At 60.1% G+C, this 22,385-nt stretch carries 19 protein-coding genes and 1 pseudogene; 12 read left to right on the forward strand and 8 right to left on the reverse strand.

The annotated features are described in order from the left end of the window. Positions 1–4: 4 nt before the first annotated feature. Genes P9292_RS38420 through P9292_RS38445 form a run of 6 tightly spaced genes read left to right on the forward strand, consistent with a single transcriptional unit; the run spans position 5 to position 6,148 of the window. A complete protein-coding gene (locus P9292_RS38420) occupies positions 5–865 on the forward strand; it encodes a branched-chain amino acid ABC transporter permease (RefSeq protein WP_244831266.1) in 861 nt (286 codons plus the stop codon). A 23-nt stretch (positions 866–888) separates the two neighbouring features. After that, entirely contained in the window at positions 889–1,887 is a 999-nt protein-coding gene (locus P9292_RS38425; RefSeq protein WP_309965403.1) for a branched-chain amino acid ABC transporter permease, read from the forward strand. Next, positions 1,884–2,651: an ABC transporter ATP-binding protein gene (locus P9292_RS38430; protein WP_309964795.1), complete on the forward strand. Its 768-nt coding sequence runs from the start codon at positions 1,884–1,886 to the stop codon at positions 2,649–2,651. Before P9292_RS38425 ends, P9292_RS38430 begins: the two co-directional genes overlap by 4 nt. Beyond that, on the forward strand, positions 2,651–3,349 hold the full coding sequence (locus P9292_RS38435; protein ID WP_409015502.1) for an ABC transporter ATP-binding protein: 699 nt from the start codon (positions 2,651–2,653) through the stop codon (positions 3,347–3,349). The genes P9292_RS38430 and P9292_RS38435 overlap by 1 nt, the downstream gene beginning before the upstream one ends. 49 nt (positions 3,350–3,398) lie before the next feature. Beyond that, positions 3,399–4,658 (forward strand): Zn-dependent hydrolase, encoded by a 1,260-nt coding sequence (locus P9292_RS38440; RefSeq protein ID WP_309964796.1) that lies wholly within the window; start codon positions 3,399–3,401, stop codon positions 4,656–4,658. A gap of 2 nt (positions 4,659–4,660) precedes the next feature. Continuing rightward, the gene (locus tag P9292_RS38445) at positions 4,661–6,148 is read left to right on the forward strand and encodes a M81 family metallopeptidase (RefSeq protein ID WP_309964798.1); all 1,488 of its coding nucleotides are present in this window, start codon (positions 4,661–4,663) and stop codon (positions 6,146–6,148) included. 3 nt (positions 6,149–6,151) lie between these two features. Here P9292_RS38445 and P9292_RS38450 read toward each other — a convergent pair whose 3' ends face one another. The 3 genes from P9292_RS38450 to P9292_RS38460 all read right to left on the reverse strand — a co-directional run bounded on the left by P9292_RS38450 (position 6,152) and on the right by P9292_RS38460 (position 9,619). Beyond that, positions 6,152–6,943, reverse strand: coding sequence for a hypothetical protein (locus P9292_RS38450; RefSeq protein WP_309847649.1), 792 nt, complete (start codon positions 6,941–6,943; stop codon positions 6,152–6,154). A 115-nt stretch (positions 6,944–7,058) separates the two neighbouring features. Further along, positions 7,059–8,378, reverse strand: a complete 1,320-nt coding sequence (locus P9292_RS38455; RefSeq protein ID WP_250493986.1) for an MFS transporter — start codon at positions 8,376–8,378, stop codon at positions 7,059–7,061. 155 nt (positions 8,379–8,533) lie between these two features. Beyond that, the gene (locus P9292_RS38460) at positions 8,534–9,619 is read right to left on the reverse strand and encodes a tartrate dehydrogenase (protein WP_244831272.1); all 1,086 of its coding nucleotides are present in this window, start codon (positions 9,617–9,619) and stop codon (positions 8,534–8,536) included. A 108-nt stretch (positions 9,620–9,727) separates the two neighbouring features. Between P9292_RS38460 and P9292_RS38465 the strand changes: the two genes are divergently transcribed. The 5 genes and pseudogenes from P9292_RS38465 to P9292_RS38485 all read left to right on the forward strand — a co-directional run bounded on the left by P9292_RS38465 (position 9,728) and on the right by P9292_RS38485 (position 15,079). After that, positions 9,728–10,648, forward strand: coding sequence for a LysR family transcriptional regulator (locus tag P9292_RS38465; RefSeq protein ID WP_250493987.1), 921 nt, complete (start codon positions 9,728–9,730; stop codon positions 10,646–10,648). A 196-nt stretch (positions 10,649–10,844) separates the two neighbouring features. Next, positions 10,845–12,053 carry an efflux RND transporter periplasmic adaptor subunit gene (locus tag P9292_RS38470; RefSeq protein WP_309964801.1) on the forward strand — a complete coding sequence of 403 codons (1,209 nt, stop codon included), beginning with the start codon at positions 10,845–10,847 and terminating at the stop codon, positions 12,051–12,053. A gap of 1 nt (position 12,054) precedes the next feature. Then, positions 12,055–12,747: an ABC transporter ATP-binding protein gene (locus P9292_RS38475; protein ID WP_244831275.1), complete on the forward strand. Its 693-nt coding sequence runs from the start codon at positions 12,055–12,057 to the stop codon at positions 12,745–12,747. Positions 12,748–12,750: 3 nt separating this feature from the next. Continuing rightward, positions 12,751–13,903, forward strand: a pseudogene (locus tag P9292_RS38480) (ABC transporter permease). A gap of 9 nt (positions 13,904–13,912) precedes the next feature. Further along, positions 13,913–15,079 carry an ABC transporter permease gene (locus P9292_RS38485; RefSeq protein ID WP_244831277.1) on the forward strand — a complete coding sequence of 389 codons (1,167 nt, stop codon included), beginning with the start codon at positions 13,913–13,915 and terminating at the stop codon, positions 15,077–15,079. Positions 15,080–15,091: 12 nt separating this feature from the next. Here P9292_RS38485 and P9292_RS38490 read toward each other — a convergent pair whose 3' ends face one another. From P9292_RS38490 to P9292_RS38510, 5 genes are all read right to left on the reverse strand, one after another. Further along, positions 15,092–17,581: a glycosyl hydrolase 2 galactose-binding domain-containing protein gene (locus P9292_RS38490; RefSeq protein ID WP_409015504.1), complete on the reverse strand. Its 2,490-nt coding sequence runs from the start codon at positions 17,579–17,581 to the stop codon at positions 15,092–15,094. 84 nt (positions 17,582–17,665) lie between these two features. Next, positions 17,666–18,679 (reverse strand): DUF1839 family protein, encoded by a 1,014-nt coding sequence (locus P9292_RS38495; protein WP_309964805.1) that lies wholly within the window; start codon positions 18,677–18,679, stop codon positions 17,666–17,668. Beyond that, positions 18,676–19,743 carry an amino acid--[acyl-carrier-protein] ligase gene (locus P9292_RS38500; protein ID WP_409015506.1) on the reverse strand — a complete coding sequence of 356 codons (1,068 nt, stop codon included), beginning with the start codon at positions 19,741–19,743 and terminating at the stop codon, positions 18,676–18,678. The genes P9292_RS38495 and P9292_RS38500 overlap by 4 nt, the downstream gene beginning before the upstream one ends. Positions 19,744–19,748: 5 nt before the next feature. Beyond that, a complete protein-coding gene (locus P9292_RS38505) occupies positions 19,749–21,014 on the reverse strand; it encodes an acyl-CoA dehydrogenase family protein (RefSeq protein WP_250510531.1) in 1,266 nt (421 codons plus the stop codon). After that, the gene (locus P9292_RS38510) at positions 21,011–21,262 is read right to left on the reverse strand and encodes an acyl carrier protein (RefSeq protein WP_244831941.1); all 252 of its coding nucleotides are present in this window, start codon (positions 21,260–21,262) and stop codon (positions 21,011–21,013) included. The genes P9292_RS38505 and P9292_RS38510 overlap by 4 nt, the downstream gene beginning before the upstream one ends. 405 nt (positions 21,263–21,667) lie before the next feature. Here P9292_RS38510 and P9292_RS38515 point away from each other — a divergent pair, with 405 nt between their 5' ends. Beyond that, positions 21,668–22,384 carry a YdcF family protein gene (locus P9292_RS38515; protein ID WP_244831281.1) on the forward strand — a complete coding sequence of 239 codons (717 nt, stop codon included), beginning with the start codon at positions 21,668–21,670 and terminating at the stop codon, positions 22,382–22,384. Position 22,385 lies beyond the last annotated feature (1 nt).

The following is a 22,385-nucleotide window of genomic DNA, read 5'->3' on the forward strand; positions in this document are numbered from 1 at the left end:
GGCCATGAACGTTTATCTGTTGCAGGTCGTGAACGGCATCGGCGTGGGGATGCTGTATTTTCTGCTCGCGGTCGGCTTGTCGATCGTATTCGGGCTCCTGCGCTTCGTGAATTTCGCGCACGGCGCGTTCTACCTTCTTGGTGCGTATTTTTGCTATCAGGCGATGCAGTGGTCAATGAGCTTCTGGATGGCGCTCATCGTCGTGCCGGTTGTAGTAGGCGTGCTTGCGTGGATAGTAGAAAAGATCGTATTGCGGCACGTCTATGCGCAGCAGCACGAGTTTCATATTCTCGCGACAGTGGGCCTCGCACTCGTGCTGCAGGAGTGCGCAATCATCCTATGGGGACCGCTCGGCGACAACGTAGCGGTGCCGGATGTGCTGAATGGCGTCGTGATCTGGGGCAGCTTCGTCTATCCGAAATACCGCCTTTTCGTGATCGGATTCACGGCTGTGCTCGCGGCCATTCTCTGGTGGGTACTCGAAGGCACGCGGCTCGGTAGCGCCGTTCGCGCGGGCAGTGAATCCAGTGAGATGGTGTCCTTGCTCGGTATCAATGTGACGCGGGTCTTCAGTCTCGTGTTCGCGCTCGGCGCGGGCACGGCAGCGCTTGCAGGCGTCCTTGCCGCACCCATACGCGGCGTCGATCCATTCATGGGTATCGAAGCTTTGGGCGTGGCCTTCGTGGTTGTCGTGGTGGGCGGCATGGGTAATTTCCTTGGCGCGCTTGTTGGCGGCTTGTTGGTCGGTATTGTTCAGAGCGTGATGAGCACGTTATGGCCCGAAGGCGCGCGGCTCATGATCTATGTCGCGATGGCCGCTGTCCTATTGCTGCGTCCGAATGGATTGCTCGGGAGGGCAGTTTGATTTCCAAACAGGATTCGAACGCGCTGGACGTCGACGCGCCGCAAAGCTCGTCGCCCCGGCAAGCGCTTCATCGCTATCGCTTCTCGCTCCTTGCCTTATTGGTCGTTTGCATATTGCCCATGACGATACGTTCGGGTTCGCTTGCGACCGAAGTACTTGTCTACGCGCTTGCGGCCTTGGGGTGCAATCTGCTCCTGGGACACACAGGGTTGCTCTCTTTTGGACAAGGCATTTTCTTTGGACTAGGCAGCTATAGCGCGGGTCTCATCCTGACGAAATTCGGTCTACAGGCTCCCGTCGCCTTATTAGGGGCGGTGCTTGCCGGAGCGGTTGCCGCAGCCATCGTCGGATGGTTTTCCATCCGTCAGCGCGGTGCCTATTTCGTGATGTTGACGCTCGCATTCGGCCAGATGTTTTACTTTCTCGCCTACACGACGCCCGATCTAACTGGCGGTGACAACGGTCTTCTCGATATCCCCCGTCCCGCTTTGTCCATCTTCGGCAAGACGCTCTTTTCGATAACCTCACCCTGGCAGTATTACGCGTTCGTGGCGGTGCTTTTCTTGCTGGCATTCTGGCTGATGATGCGTGTCTCGCATTCGATATTCGGTCGCACATTGCTGGCTATTCGCGACAACGAAGCCCGAGCGGCCGCGGTTGGGTACGACGTCAGGCGCTTCAAGCTCGCGGCCTTTGTCATCTCCGGTGCGGTCACGGGTTTGGCGGGCGCGCTGCACGCCATGATGACCGGTATCGCGCCGCTGTCTAACATCGACTATCACACGAGCGAGATGATTCTCGTGATGACGGTGATCGGCGGTACGGGCAATCTGTTCTCATCGGTTCTCGGTGCGGCCTTCTATGTGCTGTTCGCTGATTGGTTGAGCACGCTTTGGCCGCGCTGGCTGCTCCTGCTTGGGCTCGTGTTGATCGCTGTAAGTCTTTTCATGCAGCGTGGCTTGTGGGGCCTTGGCGAACGCGTCTGGCGCGCCGTCAGGCGCAATCAGGGAGAGGCAACATGAGCACGGCCCTTCTCGAAGCAAGGAATGTCGTCAAGCGTTATGGGAAATTCGCCGCCTTGACCGAGGTGAACTTGCGTATAGCGAGCCATACGGTCCATTCGGTCATCGGTCCGAATGGCGCGGGCAAGACAACGCTATTCCACGTGCTCACGGGCACCGTGCCCATCACGGCAGGCAATATCATGTTCGACGGACACGATGTCACACATGAGCCCGATCATCGGCGCGTGAAGCGTGGCATCGCGCGATCGTTCCAGGTAACGAGTCTCTTCGCCAATCTGACCGTGCGCGAAAATCTTCGCCTCGCGGCTCAAGGCGTGGACGCAAAGCGCGCGCTCAATGCGTGGACGCCGCCGCGTGGTGCGCTTGAGCATCGCGAGACAGTGGATGCCGTGCTTGAGCGCCTTTCTTTGCAACGTTTCGCGTCGACGTTCGCAAGCGCGCTTTCGCATGGTCAGCAGCGGCGACTTGAAGTAGGCATGGCGCGCGCGGCTCGTCCTAAGGCAATTTTTCTCGATGAGCCGACTTCCGGGATGGGAATCGACGATCTCGACGACATGAAGCAACTGATCCGCAGTTTGCGCGACGACTATACCGTCGTTCTCATCGAGCACAACATGGATATCGTGATGGATATCTCCGACACGATCACGGTCATGCAGCAGGGGCGTGTCCTGGTCGAAGGCAAGCCTGCCGATATTCGCGGCGACGAGCGCGTGCGTACCGCATATCTCGGCAACATGATTACCGGAGGCCGTGCCTGATGCTCGAAGCACAGAATATCCACGGATACTATGGGAAAAGTCACGTCTTGCAAGGCGTGACGCTTAGTGTTCGGGACGGCGAGACTGTCACTTTGCTTGGCCGCAATGGCGCGGGAAAGTCGACGACGTTAAAGAGTATTGCCGGCGTCGTAACCCCGCAACGGGGCAGTGTGAAGTTCAAAGGCATTGAAGTAGCGAAAATGCAGCCGCACAAGATTGCCGCGCGCGGGATATGTTTTGTTCCGGAGCATCGCGGTATCTTCAAGCTGCTTTCAGTGGAAGAGAATCTTCGTCTTGGCGCCCGTAAGCAATCGCCTTGGCAGTTGACGGACATCTATCGCATCTTTCCTCGTCTGAAGGAACGCCGCACGAATGGCGGTGGTCAACTGTCGGGTGGTGAGCAGCAGATGCTGGCAATCGGCCGTGCGCTCATGAATCATCCGCGGCTTCTGATGCTCGATGAACCCGTCGAAGGCCTTGCCCCCGTGATCGTCGAAGAGATCGTGGCGCAACTCAAGCTGATTCGGGAAGCGGGCGTGGCAATCCTGCTGGTCGAACAGAATCTCGAGGTCTGTACTCAGCTTGCAGATCGCCATTACATCATCGAGCAAGGCCGTATCGTGTACGAAGCCAGCAACGACGTCTTCATTTCCGAGGACTCCGTTAAAGACCGCTATCTAGGTGTCGGCGTCGTTTGAGTGCATCGAAGGCTGACAATTTTCATCTGCAACTATCGAAGGAATTCCGATGCAAGTGCTCGATCTGCCAGCGCATGCTGGCTTGCGCGTCGACGGCGCGCGACTTTGGAACAGCCTGATGGAACTCGCGCGCATCGGCGCGACGCATAAAGGTGGCGTGTGTCGCCTGGCGCTAACCGAACTCGACAAGAAAGGGCGCGATCTCTTCGTCGCTTGGGCGAAGGGAGTTGGATGTACGGTGCGCATCGATGCAATCGGCAACATCTTCGCGCGTCGTGCGGGCTTGCGTGACGACCTGCCTCCTGTTATGACCGGCAGTCATATCGACACACAACCGACAGGCGGAAAGTTCGATGGCAACTATGGCGTACTCGCCGGCCTCGAAGTCCTGCGCACCTTGAACGACAACGATGTACGCACTGTCGCGCCGCTCGAAGTCGCGGTCTGGACCAATGAGGAAGGGTCGCGCTTCGTTCCAGTCATGATGGGCTCAGGCGTCTTTGCTGGCGCGTTCACGCTCGATTACGCGCTGATGCAAAAGGATCGCGAAGGCATCTCCGTGCGCGATGCGCTCGCGTCGATCGGTTATAAGGGTGAACACGTCGCGGCGCATCGCGTCGGTGCTTATTTCGAAGCGCATATCGAGCAAGGGCCAGTGCTCGAAGCGAATGACAAAGTGATCGGCGTGGTGCAGGGAGCGCTCGGTCAACGATGGTACGACGTGATCATTGAGGGGATGGAGGCGCATGCAGGACCTACGCCGATGGAACTGCGCCGTGACGCGTTGCTCGTGGCAGCCGATCTTATCCGCGAGGTCAATCGCATTGCGATCTCGCATGCTCCGCATGGACGCGGTACGGTCGGTTGGGTGGACGTACATCCGAATTCGCGCAATGTGATCCCGGGCCGTGTGAGGCTAACCGTCGACTTCCGCGCTGCCGACGACGCCACGCTCGATGAGATGGATGCCGCCCTGCGTGACATGTGCGCCAAGTCGTCGTTGCCTGTAGCGGTAGACGAAGTGGTCTACTTTGCACCGCAACCGTTCGATGCATCGCTGGTCGATTCGGTGCGTGACAGCGCCAACGCACTAGCCTATACGTCGATGGATGCGGTAAGCGGCGCGGGTCACGATGCGGTGTACCTTGCGCGCGTCGCTCCCGCTGCAATGATCTTCGTGCCGTGCAAGGATGGCATCAGCCACAATGAAATAGAGGATGCGCAGGCCGATCATCTCGAAGCAGGCTGTAACGTGCTGCTTCAAGTCATGCTGCGTGCCGCAAATGCACCGGCTCAAGAAGGAGCGTAAGCATGAAAATTCTGATCGCCCGGATGAATCACGAGACCAATACTTTCTCGCCTGTGGCGACACCGCTCGAAGCATTCGGTCGCGACGGCCCTTGCTATAACGAAGCCGCATATCAGGAAAACGCGGGTATGCGCACCGCGATGTCTGCTTTCATCGACGCCGCCGAACGCGTAAAAGCGGAGATCGTCACGCCTATCTCCGCATCGGCGAATCCTAGCGGCCCGGTCGCCGCAGCAGCTTACGACGCGATATGCGCATCTATCGTCCAAGCCGCGCAAGGATGCGACGCAGTGATGCTCGACCTGCACGGCGCCATGGTTGCGGAAAATTCGTCGGACGGCGAAGGCGATTTGCTCGGACGTGTACGCAAGGCATTGCCGCACGCGCCCATTGCAGTCTCGCTCGATCTGCACGCGAACGTCACGCAGAAGATCATCGACAATGCAAATGTGATCGTGAGTTTCAAGACCTATCCGCACGTGGATATGTATGAAAGCGGCGAGCACGCGGCCCGCCTGCTTTTCAATCTCATCGATGAAAAGGTGACCCCTGTCATCGCGTGGGCCCAACCGCCGCTCCTCACGCATACGTTGAGAAGCGCGACGGCAAGCGGTGCGATGAAGCGCGCCATCGAAGCGGCACGCGCAGCGGAGGGAGAGGAAGGAGTGCTCGCAGTCTCGGTGCTGTCGGGCTTTTCTCTCGCGGATATCGCGTCGCCTTGCATTAGCGTAGTCGTGGTTACAAACGGCGACATCGACAAAGCGCAAAAAGTCGCGAACCAGATCGCGCAGCAGATCTGGAATGAACGCGAGGCCTTCGTTTATCGCAGCGCACCGCTTGCAGCATCTATCGCGGAAGGCGTGAAGCTGGCGCAAGAAGCCGACAAGCCCGTCTTGCTGCTCGATCACGGCGACAACTGCATGTCGGGCGGCACGTGCGACACCACCGACGCATTCGAAGAAGCCCTTGTACAAGGGCTCGATGGCATCGTCGTCGGCCCGCTATGCGACCCGCAAGCAGTGGCAACCTTATTCGATGCTGGCATCGGCGCGACGGTCACAGTCGGCATAGGCAACAAGCTCCCGAGCGTCGCATCGCGCGGCAAGCCTCCGCTCGAGGTGACAGGCGTGGTGCGTGCCCTGACGAATGGCGAGTACATCATCAGCGGTCCGACTTATACCGGCCAACGCGCTTATATGGGCCGCGCCGCCGTCATCGAGACACCGGCCGCGCGGATTCTTGTCACCGAACGCACGCATGAGCCTTGGGATCTCGGTGTATTCGAGAGCGTCGGTATCGATCCACGCGGCGCGCGCTTTCTTATCCTCAAGTCGCGCATGTATTGCCGGCCGGTGTTCGTGCCGATTGCCGGTGGTCTGGTGGAGTGCGACAGCCGGGGCGTCACGAGCTCGGACTATGAGCTCTTCTCGTTCAGCAATCTCAAGCGGCCGGTTTATCCATTGGATTCGAACGCGACGTTCGACGCTTGAGCGTCATTTCACGAGATTGAGCCGCTTGGTGACGATGGTTCCCGTCTTGCGATCGATGAGCCAGACGGCGTCGACGCGACCATGCAGCGTGGATGTCCTACGCGTGATGTCGGTCGGCTCTTCATCCGTGGGGTCGTTATGTTCGACGCGGTCGATGAGATATGGCGGCTCTAGCGTGCAGATCAGCAGAATCGCAAAGTCGCCGTCGCCGTGCGTCTTATCGAAATCGGCCAGGATTGCACCGCCGCGCACGTTCGTTCTTGCGCGGCCTTCAACGCCAAGCTGTATCACGTCGAAAGTCTGGACGAAGCCTTTAGCCTTGGCCTCGGGCGCCACGACCAGTTTGCGACCGCTCTGGCCCTTCACCGTCTCCTTGAGCAGGATGGCGTCCGGTTGCGTGGGCGCGGCAAGGGAGACGTTCACACTAAGCAGCTTCTTTTTCGTCTGGTATCGGACGCCGTAAGACGCTGGAATAACGAATGCAAAAGTGGGATCGGCTTGCGCATTTGCCTGTGCTTGCGCCGCTGTCTGCGTCGCGGATGCGGATTGCGTGGACTTGCGCAAGCGTTGCAGCGGACGGTCCAGAAAGCCGCGCAGGCGGCTAGTAATGGAAGGCGGCTGGCTGGCCGACGGCTTGCCGCTAAGCGCGTCTCTGACGTGTTGAGGATCGTCGCCGGTGAAGTCGGCAGGGAGTGCGTCCGCCGACAAAATGCCCGCGCCGCTCGCAACGCCTGCATCGGCCGAAGCACTCCACGCGCAAGGTGCATGCAAAATAATGAATACACTTAGCAGCATGCCAGCCGCGCCGATAGCCGTCTTACTCTTTCTCTTCGATAAAAGCACTTCGCTTCCTCTGGCGCACGCGCTGAGTCTGATGAAGCGGCTATCTTAAAATAAAAGCCGCGCAGCTTCACATTCGCGCGGCCGCCGCATGCTCCCGCTCGCTCTTCGCCTTGCGGCTCAACATTAGCGTGATGACCGCCGACATGGCGAGCGTCGCGCCCACGACGTACAGGCCCGCGGCATAGCTACCGGTTGAATTCTTTAGCCAGCCGATGGCGAACGGTCCCACGAAGCCACCCAAGTTGCCGATGGAGTTGATCATCGCAATGCCTGCCGCCGCGCCTGCACCGGAAAGGAACATGCTCGGCATGGCCCAGAGCGGAGCCTTGGCGGCGCTGATGCCCACGTTGACCACGATGAGCGCGAGTACGATAAAGAGCGCCGTCGTCGCCTGACCTGCAAAGAAGAAGCCGACGCAAGCCAACGCACATGGAATGACCACGTGCCACGTGCGTTCCTGCGTGCGGTCCGAATGCCGGGCCCACAGGATCATCGCGATGACGGCGATCACGCTCGGAATGCCGTTGATGAGCCCCGTCTCCAGCGCGCTGAAACCGTACTGACGGATGATGAGCGGCGCCCACAACCCGAGCGTATAAAGACCCGCCGACGTGCCGAAATAAATGAGCGCTAGCGCTAGCACACGCGGATCGCGTAATGCATTCAAAGCGCCTTCCGTATGCCCCGCATTCGCTTGCTTCGCGTCGGCTTCGCTTTTCAGCCTTGCAATGAGCCATTCGCGCTCTTCGCTCGCGAGCCAATGTGCCTGGGCGGGCGTGTCGGTCAGATATTTGAGGACGACGAAGCCGAGCACGATAGCCGGAATCGCTTCGATGATGTAGAGCAGCTGCCAGTCTGCGAGCCCGAAGATCGGCGGCATCTGCATGATCGCGCCAGACAACGGCGAGCCGATGGCGGTCGAGATCGGCGCGGCTGCCATGAACCATGCGGCGGCCACGGCGCGCTGCTTGGCCGGAAACCAGAGGCTGAGATAAAGAATCACGCCGGGGAAGAATCCGGCTTCCGCGACGCCGAGCAGGAAGCGCAGGACGTAGAAGCTCGTCGGACCTGCCACGAATGCGGATGCAACGGAGACGATGCCCCACGTGACCATCACGCGTGCAATCCAGATGCGCGCGCCGACTTTATGCAAAATTAGATTCGACGGAACTTCGAACAGAAAGTAGCCGATGAAAAACAATCCGCCGCCCAGTCCGAAGGCGGTGGGCGAGAGGCCGATGGCCTTGTTCATCGTCATGGCGGCAAAACCGACGTTGACGCGGTCGAGAAAGCTGATGAAGTAAAGCAGCATCACGAACGGAATGATGCGCAATGCCAGCTTGCGATTGACGCGGGCTTCCACGCCGGACTCGGATGGGGTATGCATGTGTCTCCTCCTTGGGAGGCGAGCGGTGCTCTTCTAAGGAACGGTGCGGAAAGACTCAGGCGTTAGGCGCGAGCGTCCTGTTGCCGCGATGTGCGTTGCATCGCGGTCAAGCGCCCCGGCACGCGGCCGGGGTCCATCGCATACAAAATGCGGATTCAGGCGGCTGCGGCTTCCACGCGTTCGACAAACGCGCACACGGCAGCCGTCACTTGCGCTGTCGTCGCCTTGCCGCCGAGATCGCCGGTATGCAGCGATTCATCGGCTGTCACGGCTTCGACGGCATCCATCACACGCTTGGCGGCTTCCGTTTCGCCCAGATGTTCGAGCAACATGACGAGCGACCAGAACGTGCCGATCGGGTTGGCAAGCCCCTTGCCCATGATGTCGAAAGCGGAACCGTGGATCGGCTCGAACATCGACGGATAACGGCGTTCCGGGTCGATGTTGCCGGTCGGCGCAATGCCGAGGCTGCCCGCGAGCGCGGCGGCCAGGTCGCTCAGGATGTCGGCATGCAGATTGGTCGCGACGATCGTATCGAGCGTGGCGGGACGGTTGACCATGCGCGCGGTGGCGGCATCGACCAGTTCCTTGTCCCACTTCACGTCCGGGAATTCTTTTGAAATCTGCAGCGCGATTTCGTCCCACATCACCATGGCATGGCGCTGCGCATTGCTCTTGGTGATGACCGTAAGCAGTTTGCGCGGACGCGACTGCGCGAGTTTGAATGCAAAACGCATAATGCGTTCGACACCGGCACGCGTGAGGATGGAGACGTCGGTTGCCGCCTCGATCGGATGACCCTGATGCACGCGGCCACCCACACCCGCATATTCGCCCTCGGAATTCTCGCGCACGATCACCCAATTGAGGTCCTCGGGCTTGCAACGCTTGAGCGGCCCGTCGATGCCGGGAAGAATGCGCGTCGGGCGCACGTTGGCGTATTGATCGAAGCCCTGGCAGATCTTCAGGCGCAGGCCCCACAGCGTGATGTGATCGGGCACGCCGGGGTCGCCTGCCGAACCGAAGAGAATTGCGTCCTTGTCGCGGATGGCATCGAGGCCATCGGCGGGCATCATCGAACCGTGCTGACGGTAATAGTCCGCGCCCCAGTCGAAGCTCTCGAATTCGAATGCAAAATTACGCGACGTCTTGGCAAGCGCTTCGAGCACTTGCTGGCCAGCGGGGATGACTTCCTTGCCGATGCCGTCGCCGGGGATGGTTGCGATGCGATAAGTTTTCATGTCTCCGTTCCTCGATGTGGGTGTGTGAGCTCACTCTACCCAACTTAAGGATAAGAAACCGGTGCTAAACTCAAAGCATCTTTAACTTTGATTCAAAAGTGAGGGCGCATGGCCGAGACCGTTCAGCCGGCCGATCTGAGCTTTTTCTCGACGCTCGCGACATCGGGCAGCCTGAGCGCAGCGGCGCGGGAACTGGGCCTCACGGCAGCGGCAGTAAGCAAGCGCCTGACACAAATGGAGGCGCGGGCAGGCGTGCCACTCGTCAATCGCACGACGCGCCGCATGATGCTCACGCCAGAGGGCGAGCTTTATCTGGAGCGCGCGCGGCGCATTCTCGACGAAATCGACGAACTTGCGGAGCTGCTTGGCAGCGCGAAGAAGAGTCCAAAAGGCCTGCTTCGCGTGAATGCGACGCTCGGCTTCGGGCGCAGTCATGTGGCGCCCGCCATTTCTCGATTCGTTGCGCGGCACCGCCAAGTGTCGGTGCAATTGCAGTTGTCGGTCGCGCCGCCGCCGCTCACGGACGACACGTTCGACGTTTGCATTCGCTTCGGCGAGCCACCGGATACGCGTGTAGTCGCGCGGCGTCTCGCGTCGAATCGTCGGCTGCTATGCGCGGCGCCGGGCTATATCGCCACGCACGGTTTGCCTGCGACGCCGCACGATCTCACGCGGCATAACTGCATCGGCATCCGGCAGGGCGACGAAGCGTACGGCGTTTGGCGGCTGACGAGCGGGCGGGGTGCTGCGCAGAAGACGGAGGCGGTGCGCATCAAGGGCAATCTCACGACCAACGATGGCGAAATCGCCGTCAAATGGGCGCTCGAAGGACACGGCATTCTGATGCGAGCTGAATGGGACATTGCAGACTATCTGGCGGATGGCCGGCTCGTCGCCGTATTGCCCGATTACGAGACGCCCAATGCGGACATCTACGCCGTGTACTCCGGACGGCATCAGATGTCCGCGCGCATAAGGGCTTTCGTCGATTTCATTGCGCTTGATCTCAAGCATGCGCGCGGCACTTGAATTTCCGACTATCGTTGAAGGCATGGCATTTTGTAGTCGGCATACCGCATGCAAAGTTCCGTCGACCCAGTAAAGGCAATGAAAGCGGGCGGCCTGCGGGCGCTATACTGGTTGCCTGTCCATTGCATGACGACCCACGACCGGATAGCCGTCCTCAAGCGGCTCCAAGGTCACCTGCGGCGCGACTCCAGATAAATTGGCTGAACACGATTTAGACAAACTCAAGATCGACCGCAGTCCCGCTGCCGTCGTCCCGCGACGCAGGCGTCCGTGGCTTCGCTATGTGCTCGTCGCAGCGATCATTCTCGTACTCGTGGGCATCGGCTTGCGTTTTGCCGGGCCGCAAACGGTAGAGACCGCTACGGTCACGTCGGTTTATCCATCGCAAAGCTATACGCTTCTCAACGCGACCGGCTACGTCGTGCCGCAACGCAAGGCGGCGGTCGCATCGAAGGGACAGGGCCGCGTGGAATGGCTTGGTGTACTCGAAGGTACGCCTGTAAAGGAAGGCCAGGTGATTGCGCGGCTCGAACGCGATGATGTGTCCGCTTCGCTTGCACAAGCCGAGGCGCAAGTTAAAGTCGCTCAAGCCAACCTCGAGTTGCAACGCGCCGAGTTGAGGGACGCAGAGATCAGTCTCAAGCGCTCGGATATCCTCGCTCCCCAAGGCGCGATTCCCGCGTCTCAGCACGACAGCGACCGCGCCCGCTTCGACAAGGCCAAGGCAGCCGTGAATAGCGACGCAGCCACGATCGTGTCGGCACAAGCCAATGCGCTCGCGGCGCGCGTAGCCGTCGACCAGACCATCATTCGTGCGCCTTTCGATGGCGTTGTCCTCGAAAAGCATGCGAACGTGGGCGATAACATCACGCCGTTCTCGTCGGCATCGGACAGCAAGGGTGCGGTCGTGACGATTGCGGACATGAAGACGCTCGAAGTCGAGGCGGATGTCGCGGAGTCGAACATTGGCAAGATCATGGTCGATCAACCATGCGAAATGCAGCTCGACGCGCTGCCCGATGTTCGCTTCTCGGGACGTGTATCGCGCATCGTGCCAACGGTCGATCGTTCGAAGGCCACGGTCCTCGTGAAAGTGCGCTTCGTCGAACACGATCCACGCGTGCTGCCCGACATGAGCGCGAAGGTCGCGTTCCTTTCGAAGCCCGTACCGCCCGAACAGAAGAAGGCGCTGGTGGCCGTTCAGCCCGCAGCAGTGGTCACGCGCGATGGCAAGCAGGTCGTGTTCATCGTCGAGAACGACAAGGCGCTTCGGAGGCCCGTGACAACGGGCGAACATATCGGCGACCTGCTCGCGGTGCAAGGCGTCAAGCCAGGCGATACGCTGGTACTCGCGCCAAACGACAAGATCAAAGACGGCACCAGCGTTACGCTGGCGAAGAAGTAACGTGAGCACTGCACCTCTGGTCCAGATCAGTCACGTCGTGAAGTCATACCGGCGCGGCGTGCAGACGGTGCCCGTGCTGACCGACATCTCGTTGTCCATCGCCGAAGGGGACTTCGTCGCGTTGATGGGACCGTCCGGCTCGGGCAAGAGCACGTTGCTCAATCTGATCGCGGGCATCGACCGACCGGACAGCGGCGAGCTTCTTGTCGGCGGGCTCGATATCACGCGTTTGCCGGAGTCCGCGCTTGCCGACTGGCGCGCGGCTCACGTTGGCTTCATCTTCCAGTTCTATAACCTGATGCCGGTGCTCACCGCATTCGAGAACGTCGAATTGCCGCTGATGCTCACGCGCCTCTCGCGCGCCGAACGGCGTGAACGTGTCGCGATGGTGCTGGACATGGTCAACATGAGCGAGCGCACGACTCACTATCCGTCGGAGCTATCCGGCGGCCAGCAGCAGCGCGTGGCGATTGCACGCGCCTTGATTACCGACCCAAAGCTGATCGTCGCCGATGAACCCACGGGCGATCTCGACCGCACCTCCGCGGCCGAAGTCCTAACGATGCTGCAACGCCTGAATGAACGCGTTGGCAAGACCATCATCATGGTCACGCACGACGCGCATGCCGCCAATGCCGCGAAGGCGCTGGTGCATCTTGAGAAGGGCGAGTTGATCGACGGCGCGGTGCGCTGAATCATGTTCGTCTTCAAGCTCATTCTGCGCAATGCCACGCGTCACAAGCTCCGCACGGCGCTGACCGTGCTGGGCCTCACGATTGCGGTGCTTGCATACGGCCTGCTGCATACGGTCGTGGATGCGTGGTACGCGGGCGCGGCTGCGGCATCCAACGCGCGCCTGGTCACTCGCAATGCGATCTCGCTGGTGTTTCCGCTGCCTCTTGCATACGAGAATCGCATTCGCGGCGTGGATGGTGTGACGCTGGTTGCACGCTCGAACTGGTTCGGCGGCATCTATCGCGACCCCAAGAATTTTTTCGCGCAATTCGCGGTATCGGACAACTATCTGGATCTCTATCCCGAGTACATCGTCACGCCGCAAGCGCGCTCCGATTACCAGCGCGATCGCAAGGGCGTGCTCATCGGGCGACAGCTTGCGACGCAATACGGCTTCAAAGTGGGCGACGTCATTCCTCTCAAGGGGACGATCTATCCAGGAACGTGGGACTTCGTGGTGCGCGGCATCATGGAAGGGCGCGACGAATCGACCATCACGCGGCAACTCATCTTTCACTGGGAGTATCTCAACGAGACGATTCGCAAGACCACCAAGCGTCAAGTGGATCAGGTCGGCGTGTATGTCGTGGGCATCGGAAATCCGGATCAGGCGGCCACCGTATCGCGCAATGTCGATAACGTCTTCAAGAACTCGCTTGCGGAGACGCTTACCGAAACCGAGCAAGCGTTTCAGCTGGGCTTCGTCGCGATGTCTAATCAGATCATTGCGGCCATACGTGTCGTCTCTTACGTGGTGATTCTCATCATCATGGCCGTGATGGCCAATGCAATGGCCATGAGCGCACGCGAACGCACCGTCGAATACGCCACGCTCAAGGCGCTTGGATTCGGACCCACGTTTCTTAGCGTGCTCGTCTTCGGCGAGTCGCTGGCGATTTGCACGATGGGCGGTGCAATCGGCATACTCGCGACACCGCCGGTCGCCGATTTCTTCAAGAATGCGACAGGTGGTGTTTCCGGTCTTTCGCGTCTCGCACGAAACGATGATGCTGCAAGCTGCCTGCGCGTTCGTCATCGCGCTGGCGGCGGCGATCGTACCGGCGGTGCAGGCGAGCCGCGTGCGGATCGTCGAAGGCTTGCGAGCGATCGGATAAGGCGAGCATATGGCCATTCCCGTTTCATACATCGCGCGCAATCTATGGGCTCGCCGTCTCACGACGATGTTGACCGCCGGCGGTCTCGCGCTCGTCGTCTTCGTGTTCTCGACCGTGCTCATGCTCGATGCGGGACTCAAGAAAACGCTCGTATCCACGGGCGAACGCGATAACGTCGTGGTCATTCGCAAAGGCGCGGAAACGGAGATTCAAAGCTCGATCGACCGCAGTCAGGCGAACGTGATGGAGATGCATCCGTCTGTCGCGATGAATGGCGAGGGTGAGCCCTTCGCATCCAAAGAGACCGTGGTGCTCATCTCGCTCTATAAGCTCGGTTCGAATACGCCAGCGAATGTGGTGATACGCGGCGTATCGCCGACTGGCGTCGAACTGCGGCCGCAAGTGAGGCTTACGGCGGGGCGCATGTTCAGTCACGGGTCATCGGAGATCATCGTCGGCAGCAGTATCGCCAAGGGCTTTGCGGGCACGCGCATTGGCGATCATTTGCGCTTCGCTCAGCGCGATTGGACCGTGGTGGGCCACTTCGATGCAGGCGGCAGCGGCTTCGATTCGGAGATATGGGGCGATGTCGATCAACTCATGCAGTCGTTTCGCCGCACGAGTTATTCGTCGATGGTCGTGAGGCTTGCCCGCAGCGATGCCTTCGACCGCTTTCGCGCGGATATCGACGTCGATCCTCGTCTTGCCGATGAAGCCAAGCGCGAGCAAGTGTTCTACGGCGATCAGTCGAAGGCGCTATCCACGTTCATCAATATTCTCGGCATCACGCTTTCGATTATCTTTTCGATAGCAGCGATGATCGGCGCGATGATCACCATGTATGCCTCGGTCGCGAACCGGGTCGCGGAGATTGGAACGCTTCGCGCGTTAGGTTTCAAGCGCTTCGATGTGTTGATTGCGTTTCTGCTCGAAGCGCTGCTTTTGGGACTTGCCGGTGGACTCGTCGGCCTCGGCTGCGCGGCACTCATGCAGTTCGCTTCGTTTTCGACGACCAATTTTCAGACGTTCGCGGACCTATCGTTCCGGTTCGTGCTCACGCCATCGGTCGTTATTCAAACGGTTTTATTCTCGATGATCATGGGGTTCGTCGGTGGCTTTCTGCCTGCCGTACGTGCTGCGAGGCTGAGTATCGTAGATGCGTTGCGAGCCCGATAATCGCGAGACTGCTCAACCGCGATACACCGCACCTTTCGATCCATTGACCGCGAACACATCGCCTTCGGGCGCCGCGCGAACATGTGCGCTTCGCGCAACGAGTGGCACGCGACGCGGCACGCCGGGCGCAAGGTGGAACCAGTCGATGCTCGCGTAATAGTCCGGATCGACCACATGCACCCATCGTGCAAGCTGTGTCGTTGCAATGTCGAGGAACCAGCCTTTGTCATCCTGACCGATGGTCGCGTTCAATCCGACATCACGTCGCTCGCCGATGGAAGGATCGGGAAAATGGAAAGCTTCTGACAATACCGCGCCGGTATCCTGATCGCGCAGAAGCACATGCGTGACATCGTGCGCGCGAGGACCGAAGCGATATGCATAGGCGATGTCGAAGAACGCGCCCAGCAGCGAAGACGATTTGATACGCTGCACGCTGCGCGGAGATAGCACGACATCGCTCGCACCGCCTGCGACCTTCACCGCGCCATCGCGCAAGCACGACAGTTCCACGCGTGCGCGTATCTCGCGAGCCGTCTCGTTGACGAGATGCACATCGAGGCCGTCGAGGCCTTCATCGGTAATCAGCGCCTGAATAGGCTGAAGCACGCGCGCAAGCCCATGCAGCGCGCTTTTGGGCTTGTGACGCGCATCGATCACACCCCAGCCCGCGCCCGGACGCAGATCCAGCAGATTCCATACGATGCCGCCCGCGCAGGTCGAACCTTCGCGACGCCATTCGGAAAACACAGCGCCGATCACATCGGCGACGACGGCGCGAGACAGTTCGAGATAGCGCTCGGGGTCTTCATAACGCAGACGCGCCACGTCGACGCGATACAGTTCGCGCAGATAGTGCTCGCGCACATCGTCGAAGTCCCATGCGGAACCGGGATCGCGCGGCACGCTTGTCTTCCAGCGGGGCTCATGCGCGCGCGCCGCATTGGGTACAGAGCGCAGCGTGACATCGTCGGGGACATTCGCGAACGCAAGGCATTCGGAAGCGAAACGTACTTGCGCACGACGCGCGTCGTCGAAGGGGCGCTGATATGCGCCGACGCCGTAGTAATGCGTGATGCCGCCGCGCGTGCCGAAGGGCATCGAGACGCTGTCGCCGGGCGCGGCGCTCGGTGAGTTCACGACATACGCCACATCGGCGCGATGCTTGGCGATGACTTCCGGAAGCAGTTGCGTGAAAAGGCCTTGTTGATAGGCATCGAACGGCAGACCCAGCATGGCCGCTTGCTGATGCACTTCGCTGCCGCCGCATAGCACTGCAAGCGATGCAAAACGCCGCGTGCGCGCAAGAAACTGTTCTGCTTCGAGTTGCACGCTTCGGTTGAATGCCTCGTCCGAGGGATAGTCGAAGTTGGCAAACGCAAAGTCTTGCCAGATCAGAATGCCCAATTCGTCCGCGAGTTCGTAGAAGGTATCGGATTCATAAAGCGTGATGCCGCTCACGCGAATGATGTTGAGCCCCGCATCGCGGCACAGGGTGAAGATGGCCGCGAGCTTGTCGCGCGATGCGTCGAGCGCGACGATATCGGCGGAAGTCCAGCATGCGCCGCGCGCGAACACCGGCACGCCGTTGACGATGATCTGAAAGCCCGTCTTGTCCGCACCGCGATCCACTACGATATTTCGAAAGCCAATCTGACCAAGCGCGATACGACCAAGCGTTTCGCTCGTCAAGGTCACGGCATAGAGCGATGGCGCGCCATGCGTATGCGGCCACCAGAGCCGCGCTTGCGGCACGCGCACTTGTCCCGTGAGCGTATGCGCGTCACGCCATTGCAGCGGCGCCGTGGCCTCGCCATCGCCACATTCGACATGCATTTCCTCCGGCTCTTGCGGATGATAGAAATGTACAGTGACGTCGAGCAGACCATCGGCACGATCGATTGAAGGCGCAAGCTCGATACGCTCGATGCCATTGCGCGCTTCGCCGATCAGTTCCACTGCGCGCCACGGACCCACTGGCTGAATCGGCGGGCACCATCCGGGCATGTGTCCAAGCAAGGTCGTGCGTACGTTGCGCAGCGTCGCTGGCTGAGCGAGCTTCGGACGCCAGCGCGCACGGCCGCGTTTTGCGGCAAGTGCAGGCTGAATGGAACGAAAGCACAGATAAAGCGTCGCGTCGCCTTGCAGATTCAGATCGACATCGTGCGCGACGAACATAGAATCGGAGTCGAGCAGCTTGTCGTTATCGAGCCACACTTCGGCAATTGTCGCGAGGCCATTGAAGCGCACGCGCCGCTTGCCTTCACCCTGCAAGCGCACGCGATACCAGTGATCCGACATCGCGTAGGGCTGCGCGAGCGCATCTTCGCCAACGCCGTTTGCACGTTGCGCCGATGCAATCGTGCCGGGCACGGGCGCATCGATCCAATGCGCGCTTTCATCGAGCGATGCAGGCGTCGCACAAGCGCCCGCAGCCGTGCTCGTGCACGTCCACCCTTCGGAGAGGCGTTGCGGCAGGCAAGCGTTGGACATATCGGACATGGAATGCATGTTCCTTCCTTCTATGGGCGAAGATGAACATGATGAACGAAGCACGGGCCACGCGAGCAGCGTGGCCCCGGTGCTTCAAAGAAAACGCGCGGCGAGCGGTTCGATGACCTTCTCGTAAGATGCTTCGAGCGAATCGAGGCAGTCGGTACACGTGTCGAGCCGTGAACGCATGCGCGCCCGCGCAAGGCGGAACTGCATGACCATCGCTTCGTTCGCCATGGATTGCGCGCTCGTCTGGATTGCGTCAGGCACTTCGACGCCGTGCGCATTGAGCCACACCAGATACTTCGACAGCAACTCGAAGTTCGAACCGAGCTGGCGCATCACGTTGAACGTGTAGAGATGGTAGTAAGACACATCCCGTTCGAGCAATGCACGTAGATGCTCGGGAAACTCCGCGCGCCACTGCGAGACGGGGTTCGATGTCGGACGATCGAGCAAGCGCAGCTTGAGCAGATCGACCGAACGTTGCACCAGCGCCTGACCTTCGAGCGGCGCACGCGCGCGCTTGACGAACTCCACGTACGGAAAGAGCGCATGCACGTCGCTTGCAAGGTCTGGCATCAGGCGAAACACGCCGTCATAGTCCTCGCCCGATAACGCGAAATAGCCCGCGTTATGGAAGTACGTGATGCGCTTTGCCGCTGCATCGATGGAGTCGACTGCAATGGTCGTCTTCGAATGCGACTGCTTGTACGCGGTTGCACGCGTGTCGGGCAGATAGAACGCATCCACTTCGGCGACCACTACGTGACCGCGTTTGGTCTGCTCGCGCACGTGAGCTTCGAGCGTGTCGAAAATCGCGAGCTCCTGGGCCTGCAAGCCGTAAAGCCGCGAGATGTCGTCGAGCGAGAACTTGGGGAACGTGAACTGATCGCCTTCGAACGCCTGCGTCACGGTGAAGCTCAATGCGGCGTGCGGATCGCAGCCGTAGTGGTGCAAGAGCTCGATCCACAGATCGACGTAACAGTTGGTCTCCAGCCAGACGCGCTCGCCGCGATGCAACGCATGGCGGCTCGCTTCGTCTTGAGCGGCAGACTGTTCGTTGGACGCGCCAGTCACGGCGTGCTCGGGCGAGCGTGCGTTCATGCGTCTTTGCCCAGTGTGCCGAAGCCATCGGCGACGAGCGGCGCCGCATTGCCCCACAGCAGTTCACGCACTGCGGCGGGCCACGCGTTCACATCGAGACCGTGATGACGGAAGAGCGCAAGCGTCGTACGTTCCATGCCGAAGCCCACGCATGCGGTATGCGCCACTTCGCCATTGCCCTGACGGATCTTCCACAACTCGCCGAAGTGGTCCATGTGATAGTTGAACGACAAACATGCGGTCGGACGGTCGGGCGTTGCAACCGGCACGAGCAGTTCGAACTTGAGTTCTTGCGCACGCTGGCTGTCGGCCACGATCTTGCCGCCGCGTCCGAAGAACGGGTCGTTAGCCAGATCGATTTCGAACGGCAGTTGCAGCAGATTCACGAGCAGCGAGCCACGCTCGATCCACTTCTGACGGAACGCCATTACTTGCTCGGGGCTGCCCACGCGAATGTACTCGCGCATGCGGAACATCTGCATGCGGCCCGGATCGATGGACGGTTCGTGACGGAAGCAATACGAGAACGCATCGAAGATCGCGCCGTCTTCGGCGAGGTTGCCGCGCTTGGCAACGAGCGGATAGATCGGATAACAGGCCGCAGGCGTGAGCACGAGACGCGTCGGCTTTTGCTGATCCATCCAGTCATCGGAACGCTCTTCTTCTTCGCCGATATGCACGATCTTGTCGAGCGCTTCGAGCAGACGATGATGGCCGCGATCATTGCCCTGGAACGAGTGAATCGTGCCGGCAAGGTTCGGGAAGCTCTTCAGGTACTCACTGTCTTCGAAGTCGCGGCGGCGCATGGCCGGCGGAAAGCGCAACGATTCCGCGTGCTGGTCGGCGCCAAGCAACGTGATCACGTTGTTGAGACGGTCCACCACATCCTCGAACACCGCGCTGCGGCCATAGAGGCCGTCTTCGCCCGTATCGATGAGAATGCCGGCGGCCATCAGCCGGTCGCGCAAGGTCAAATCCGATTTATCGTAGGGCACTTGACTGGTCTCGTTATGTGCTTGTTCTTCGGCCTGCATGAGCGCGGCCTGTTCGTTCGGCATGTTCATAATCGTTATAGGGTCCCGGTTGCGGAACGCTGCGCGAGCAGCAGATTCGCGGTGTTCAGTTCGATGCGGTCATTGCTGATCATGAGCGGCGCCGAGTGCAGATCGCGCAAGTGCCGCCCCACGCTGAAGGGCGTATCGTTCTTGTAACCCGCCATGCCGCAGATCATCAGCGTCTCTTGCACGACGTGCACGGCCGATTGCGAAATGGCGAGCTTCAGCATGTTCAGATCGGAGGCAATGCCGATAGACGCGGTCAACGGTGCGTCGCTGTCGTCGGTTTGCAATGCCTGCCTTGCGAGCCGTTCCGCTTGCGCAGCCTCGACCGAGGCGAGCGATTCGCGCAGACGCGCCTGCATCATGCGCACGAGCGTGACGGCTTGCGAAAGACGCGCGGCCGAAGGCGGCAATGCGCCCGGCTTGCCACGCGCCTGATTACGGAAGAACTGATGCGCGCGATTCACGGCATCCGACGCAATACCGATCCACACCGCGGACCACAAGGTATGCGAAACCGGCAGCATGCTTTCATCGGCGATCTTCGAGAAAGGCGAGGGCAGAATCTGTTCGGCCTTGCCGCTTGCAGTGAGACGATGCCCCTGACTGCAGGTGCCGCGCATGCCGAGCGTGTCCCACGTACCGCGCGATTCGAGCGTGCACGTCGAACGAGGCGCGACGATCAGCACCTGATCGGACGGCGGCGCGTCGGGATGACGGCGTGCGGTTACGAGAATGCAATCGGCATACGTGCCATACGAAATCGTCGGCGCGAGCTTTTCGATGTTGAAGGCGTCATCGGCAAGATCGACCGCACATGCGCTCGTGCGCATGTTGCCGCCGATATTTTCTTCCGATGTCGCCGATGCCAACAGCAGTTGCTCGTTCACCATGCGCGTGAGAAACGCGCGCTGCCAGGGCACATTCGCGCCGTGATCGACGATGCAGACGACCTGGCTCTGATGCATGGCGTAGATCATCGCGGCAGATGCGCAGCCTTGCGCGAGCGTTTCGCACAAGCGGGCCACGCCCGTGAGCGAGAGCCCGTCGCCGCCGAAGCTTGCCGGCACCATTGCGGAGAAGAGACGCTCGGTACGCATTGCGGCCACGGCTTCAGCGGGGAAGCGTGCATCCTTGTCGACCGCTGCCGCATGCTTGCCGGCGATGGCCGAGACGCGACGCGCGGCTTCGAGCAACTCGCCTTCGCTGCGCGGCGCGATCACGCCGTCGCCTTCAACGTGTCCTGCTGCTTCGAGTTCTTGCGTGGCGGCGTTCATGCGTCCGCCTGCGAACCTTGCAGCTCCTTGACGGCGGCCGCGAGCGAATCGACGCTCGAGAACAGACGTCGCGTAAGCATTTGATCCGGAATTTCGATGCCGAACTCGTCTTCGATCGCGAGCATGACGTGCACGGTTGCGAGCGAGGAGAGGCCGGCTGCGTACAGGTCGTCGCTGTCGGAGAGAGTGTCGATCGACACGTCGAGGCGTGCGGACTCGGCAAGGATGCGGCGCAATTCAGTTTTCATTTTCTCTGGTTTCCCTTGAACCATGGCCAACGGTGCAAACGGACTGAAGCGGGTATCAAACGAATATTCGATTTTTTGGACCGTGCTCAGTCCCGTTGCTAACGGGCGGTGGTGCACTCGGTGAATCGCTGGTCAAACGACTCAAGAGCACTCGCAACACCGTCGAATCTTGTTTGATCGTATTTAACGAATTACGGGGGGTGATCGTCCGTGCGATGGCGCACGGTGAGGCCCGGAAGACAACGCGTTGCGTGTGCGATATCGACCACGCTTGATGTCACGCAAATCGTTCAGACTGATACTTGTCGCGGCGTTACGACGGTATTCGTACTGCATAGCCTCGCCTTGCAAGTTTCATGCGCGTGATGCAAGGTATTTGAAACCTTAAAACGACGGGAAACGTAATTGGATCTACTCTGCCTGCTGCTTGTCTTCGTCGCCTTGTTCATCGTGTGGCGCAAACGCCGCCTCGTGATCTTCCTCGTGGCCGGAACCGTGTTCTGGCTCTTCGGTAGCTGGCTTGCAGGGCCGATGATAAGCCTCGCGCAGATCGGCTATGGGTCGAAGCAGGCGCCCCGGCTCGCGGACCGTACGGCGATCATCGTGCTGGGCGGTGGGACCGAATACGATCGCAACAAACATCTCGTTCCACTGGCCGATTCCATCTATCGCGTCGACCTTGCTGCCGCCCTGTACAAAACCTGTGTCGAAACGGACAAGCAGTGTCAGGTCATCATGAGCGGCGGAAATCCGCAGCATCACGAACAAACCGAAGCGCAACTATACGGCGGTCTGCTCGTGGATCGTGGCGTGAAGCCTGCGGATCTCATCCTCGAAGATCAGAGTCTCGACACTTACGAGAACGCGCGCAATACGTACAAAATCCTACGCTCGCGTCAATACGACACGACCATCCTCATCACGTCCTCACTGCACATGCGTCGCGCGTTGCTCGCATTCGATGCTTTCGACCTACACCCGCAGCCTGCGGTTGCATTCGTGCGCAATCCAAAGTCATGGCTCGTGCCGCACCCGGAAGGTTGGATCGATTCCGACAGCGGATTGCACGAGATGCTCGGCACGTTGAAGTTTCACGTGTGGCGCTGGCTGGGCTTGTATTGAT

The sequence above is a fragment of the Caballeronia sp. LZ001 genome (assembly GCF_031450875.1).
Lineage (GTDB): Bacteria > Pseudomonadota > Gammaproteobacteria > Burkholderiales > Burkholderiaceae > Caballeronia.

What these genes read in the sequence shown, in the direction of transcription:
- P9292_RS38420 (WP_244831266.1), top strand. Translation starts at nt 5, where the DNA reads ATGAACGTTTATCTGTTGCAGGTCGTGAACGGCATCGGCGTGGGGATG.
- P9292_RS38430 (WP_309964795.1), top strand. Translation starts at nt 1,884, where the DNA reads ATGAGCACGGCCCTTCTCGAAGCAAGGAATGTCGTCAAGCGTTATGGG.
- P9292_RS38435 (WP_409015502.1), top strand. Translation starts at nt 2,651, where the DNA reads ATGCTCGAAGCACAGAATATCCACGGATACTATGGGAAAAGTCACGTC.
- P9292_RS38440 (WP_309964796.1), top strand. Translation starts at nt 3,399, where the DNA reads ATGCAAGTGCTCGATCTGCCAGCGCATGCTGGCTTGCGCGTCGACGGC.
- P9292_RS38445 (WP_309964798.1), top strand. Translation starts at nt 4,661, where the DNA reads ATGAAAATTCTGATCGCCCGGATGAATCACGAGACCAATACTTTCTCG.
- P9292_RS38450 (WP_309847649.1), bottom strand. Translation starts at nt 6,943, where the DNA reads ATGCTGCTAAGTGTATTCATTATTTTGCATGCACCTTGCGCGTGGAGT.
- P9292_RS38455 (WP_250493986.1), bottom strand. Translation starts at nt 8,378, where the DNA reads ATGCATACCCCATCCGAGTCCGGCGTGGAAGCCCGCGTCAATCGCAAG.
- P9292_RS38460 (WP_244831272.1), bottom strand. Translation starts at nt 9,619, where the DNA reads ATGAAAACTTATCGCATCGCAACCATCCCCGGCGACGGCATCGGCAAG.
- P9292_RS38465 (WP_250493987.1), top strand. Translation starts at nt 9,728, where the DNA reads ATGGCCGAGACCGTTCAGCCGGCCGATCTGAGCTTTTTCTCGACGCTC.
- P9292_RS38485 (WP_244831277.1), top strand. Translation starts at nt 13,913, where the DNA reads ATGGCCATTCCCGTTTCATACATCGCGCGCAATCTATGGGCTCGCCGT.
- P9292_RS38490 (WP_409015504.1), bottom strand. Translation starts at nt 17,581, where the DNA reads ATGTCCGATATGTCCAACGCTTGCCTGCCGCAACGCCTCTCCGAAGGG.
- P9292_RS38495 (WP_309964805.1), bottom strand. Translation starts at nt 18,679, where the DNA reads ATGAACGCACGCTCGCCCGAGCACGCCGTGACTGGCGCGTCCAACGAA.
- P9292_RS38500 (WP_409015506.1), bottom strand. Translation starts at nt 19,743, where the DNA reads ATGAACATGCCGAACGAACAGGCCGCGCTCATGCAGGCCGAAGAACAA.
- P9292_RS38505 (WP_250510531.1), bottom strand. Translation starts at nt 21,014, where the DNA reads ATGAACGCCGCCACGCAAGAACTCGAAGCAGCAGGACACGTTGAAGGC.
- P9292_RS38510 (WP_244831941.1), bottom strand. Translation starts at nt 21,262, where the DNA reads ATGAAAACTGAATTGCGCCGCATCCTTGCCGAGTCCGCACGCCTCGAC.